The organism is Marinifilum sp. JC120 (genome assembly GCA_004923195.1).
Lineage (GTDB): Bacteria > Desulfobacterota > Desulfovibrionia > Desulfovibrionales > Desulfovibrionaceae > Maridesulfovibrio.
The window spans coordinates 1-3,155 of sequence record RDSB01000041.1; the positions used below are offsets into that span (position 1 = coordinate 1).

4 protein-coding genes are annotated in these 3,155 nt (G+C 50.4%); all 4 read left to right on the forward strand.

The genetic code is table 11. The features are described from left to right. The first annotated feature begins 3 nt into the window (after positions 1–3). The 4 genes from D0S45_20075 to pilV are packed head-to-tail and all read left to right on the forward strand — an operon-like array spanning position 4 to position 3,067. Positions 4–477, forward strand: a complete 474-nt coding sequence (locus tag D0S45_20075; GenBank protein TIH11446.1) for a pilus assembly protein PilS — start codon at positions 4–6, stop codon at positions 475–477. A 27-nt stretch (positions 478–504) separates the two neighbouring features. Next, a complete protein-coding gene (locus D0S45_20080; GenBank protein ID TIH11447.1) occupies positions 505–1,485 on the forward strand; it encodes a type II secretion system protein E in 981 nt (326 codons plus the stop codon). After that, complete coding sequence (locus D0S45_20085; protein TIH11444.1) at positions 1,482–1,919, forward strand: pilus assembly protein PilM; 438 nt, start codon at positions 1,482–1,484, stop codon at positions 1,917–1,919. The genes D0S45_20080 and D0S45_20085 overlap by 4 nt, the downstream gene beginning before the upstream one ends. 8 nt (positions 1,920–1,927) lie before the next feature. Continuing rightward, positions 1,928–3,067, forward strand: a complete 1,140-nt coding sequence (gene pilV, locus D0S45_20090; GenBank protein ID TIH11445.1) for a shufflon system plasmid conjugative transfer pilus tip adhesin PilV — start codon at positions 1,928–1,930, stop codon at positions 3,065–3,067. Positions 3,068–3,155: the final 88 nt, after the last annotated feature.

Sequence of the window (3,155 nt, forward strand, 5' to 3'; positions counted from 1 at the left end):
AAAATGAACTTACTCGAAATCGTTGGTGTTTTGCTCATCGCCGCTCTGGTCCTCGGAGGCACAGCACTCAGAATCAAATCCGGAAGAGAAAACGAGAAGGTAACTACCGCTCAGCAGAATCTTTCCACCCTTAAACTTGAAGTGAATAATCTCATGAAGGGCGAACCTAATTTCACAGGCCTCACCACTAGCATTGCCGTTAATAACAAAATCGTTCCTGCTTCAATGCTYAAAGGAAACGGCGACGTTCGCAACGTATGGAATGGAGAGGTAACCGTTRCCGCAGGAACAGACCCCAGCACTTACACAATCACATCAAACGAAATCCCAAGATACGCCTGCGCAAAACTGGCCACTTTCGAAACATGGGAAAAGATATCTGTAAATGGAGTTGAAATAGCTCAAGGCAGCGGGATGGTTATAGCAATTACCGGACAGCTTCAAGACAGCAACACTATTGCTTTCACCTCCAACTAACAGAGGCTTTAAATGGAACCTAAAAGAATGGAACTTAAAAGTGCATCATTCACAGATTTAATTCTTCATGAAAGCGGGGAGGCTTTCATGAAAGGTTGCGATTCATGCGGCCAGAAACTTGTCCCCTGCGAAGACGGGATCAAAAAGGAGATCAAGCTCCTTCATGAAAAAGTCCTCAAAGTCCATGAAGAGAGTGAACGACACACTTTCAGGGTCATGCATGAAGAAATTGGCTACCGAGTCGCCCTGTACGAGGGTGTAGACTGGGGAAGCGGCAAGGTTTTCTTCCTGCGCCGAATTCAGGGGCAGGTAGAAAACTTCAACAAAATAGGCATGCCGGAACCACTTGCAGAATGGCTCCTTTCTGAGGAGCAGAGCAAAGGTCTGGTGCTTTTCACCGGCGCGCAGGCCTCCGGCAAAACATACAGCGCATCATCTCTGGTAGGAACCCGACTCTCTACACTCGGCGGTCATGCGGTCAGCTTTGAAAAYCCCGCTGAAATGCCCCTTGACGGCAAGCACGGGGAATACGGTTTCTGCTTTCAGGCCGAAATCGAAAGAGAAGAGGATCTGGCTGAAGGCATTGAACGATCGCATCGCTTTGCCTCTCCCAACATTATCTATATTGGCGAGATCCGCAGCAAGCACGCCGCAAGCGAAGCCCTGCGGGTATGCCTTGGTTCAGACAAACAGATTGTCATCGCAACCATGCATGGTTTCGATCTCGTAACCGCTCTTGAACGGCTGGTGACCATGGCCCGTGAAATCGACGGAGACATTGCCAGCCAGAACCTTTCCCAAGGACTGCTTGCAGTCGTCCATCAGCAACTCGAAGAGGATGAAGATGGCAAAAAGATCCTTAATGTTCCTCAATTCCTGCTGGCTCCATTCACTGACGACTACCTAGGACTACGCGCCAAGATCAAAAACAATGAAATGATCRCTCTGGAAGAAGAAATGCGTGACCAAGAAAACGTTATCAACTTCTACGGAATACACAAAATATGAAGATGTTTGCAGTTCTCTTCACCTTGCTTGGCGTGCTGGCAATGCTAACGCCGGACTCTYCCCTTCAGCATGATGCAAAGAAAGGAAGAGCGCAGGCTGTAGCCATTAATTATGGAACCTACCGCAACGCCGTGAACGAATTTGCTCTAGCACGCCCCAACGCCTTCGAAGGAATCCCCATTCCCTTGTCACTCCTTGACCTGCCGTCCGGTTGGAAATCCATGCGTGCATGGACCAACCGACCGGACGGTGGGAAATTATATGTCTGGGGTCCGGTCAGAGAAGGTGAAACCGGAGAAATCATGGATCTATTCATGGGTTCTTACGCCATTGGGATCAAGCGGAACGGATCACTGGTTACCGCCCATGGAACCGGGATAACCCTGCCCGCCTTCATACCTAACGGCAACATTGTCAGTGTGATCAGACCATAGGAGCAAAAATGAAAGTTAACCCAAAAAATAAACAGGCCGGAATGGGCATGCTTGATGTACTGGCAGGACTGCTCATCCTAGCCATGCTCTCACCGATGCTCACCCGCATGCAACACCGGGGCTTTGAAAATATCAAACAGAAAAGCGTCAGCAGCCATCTTGCTGCGGTGCTTGATGCTTCAGCTGGCTACGCCAAAGAGCATTATGCGGATCTTATCAATTCATCCACTGCCAGCAGTGCCACCACTGTGACCATGGCCCAGCTCCGCTTAGGAAAATTCCTGCCTTCAGGATTCCAAGACCGCAACGGCTGGGGTCAGCGATACGGAATTTATGTGCTCGAACCGAACACRGACGATTTGCAAGTAATCGTTCTGACCTATGACGGACGCACGGCCGCAAATGACAAACGGTTCGGCACTGCTTCAGCTCCTTCAGCCGCTGCCATGGTCGGCGGTGCTGGTGGCTATATCCCAACCGGAGATCTTCCCGGCCAAAGTCCTACCGAGCTGCGCGGTTCTTACGGCGGCTGGACCGTCAATCTTGCCGGGACAAACATTCCGATTCCCAGTCCCGGTCACATCGGCGGACGCGCTTTCCTGCGTGAAGGAGATCTCAGTCAAGATTTTCTCTACCGCGTGGAAGTTCCCGGCCATCCGGAGCTAAACGAAATGTCCACCGAGCTGGATATGACCGACCACGCCATTGAAAATGTAAAAGAAATCAAATTCGCAGAGCACACCATCGGCGACATCGATGCAACCGGATTTTGCGGAGATCTGGAGAAGGAAGGCCGTATATTCTTTGATCCCGCAGTGGGTCTTTACATCTGCCGCGAAGGTGAACCGCAGATCCTCGCCGATACCGGCAATTCCCAACTTTTCAAAGATGCAACTTACGCCACAGACGGTGAGCTGATCCCCAAACCGACCTGTCCTCCGGGCGTAACTTCAGCACCGCAAATCTTCGTGGCTCCGGCTGTCTTTGCCGAAGGTGCGCAGTCTCAAGCCTTCGTTGCAGTCCAGTCATGGGCAACGGATGAAGGCGACAATTGGCGCGTTCATCTGCGCATCAAAAACGTAACAGATACATGGGTATCCCCTCCCGCCGGATACGGCAAAGTAATGGTTCTGACCACCTGTAACTAAAGGAGAATATCATGAAGATAGAAGAAAAAAGACCAATGTCATTCAGAACTTTAATTATGATTGTTTTTGCCTGCATCGCTCTACTCGT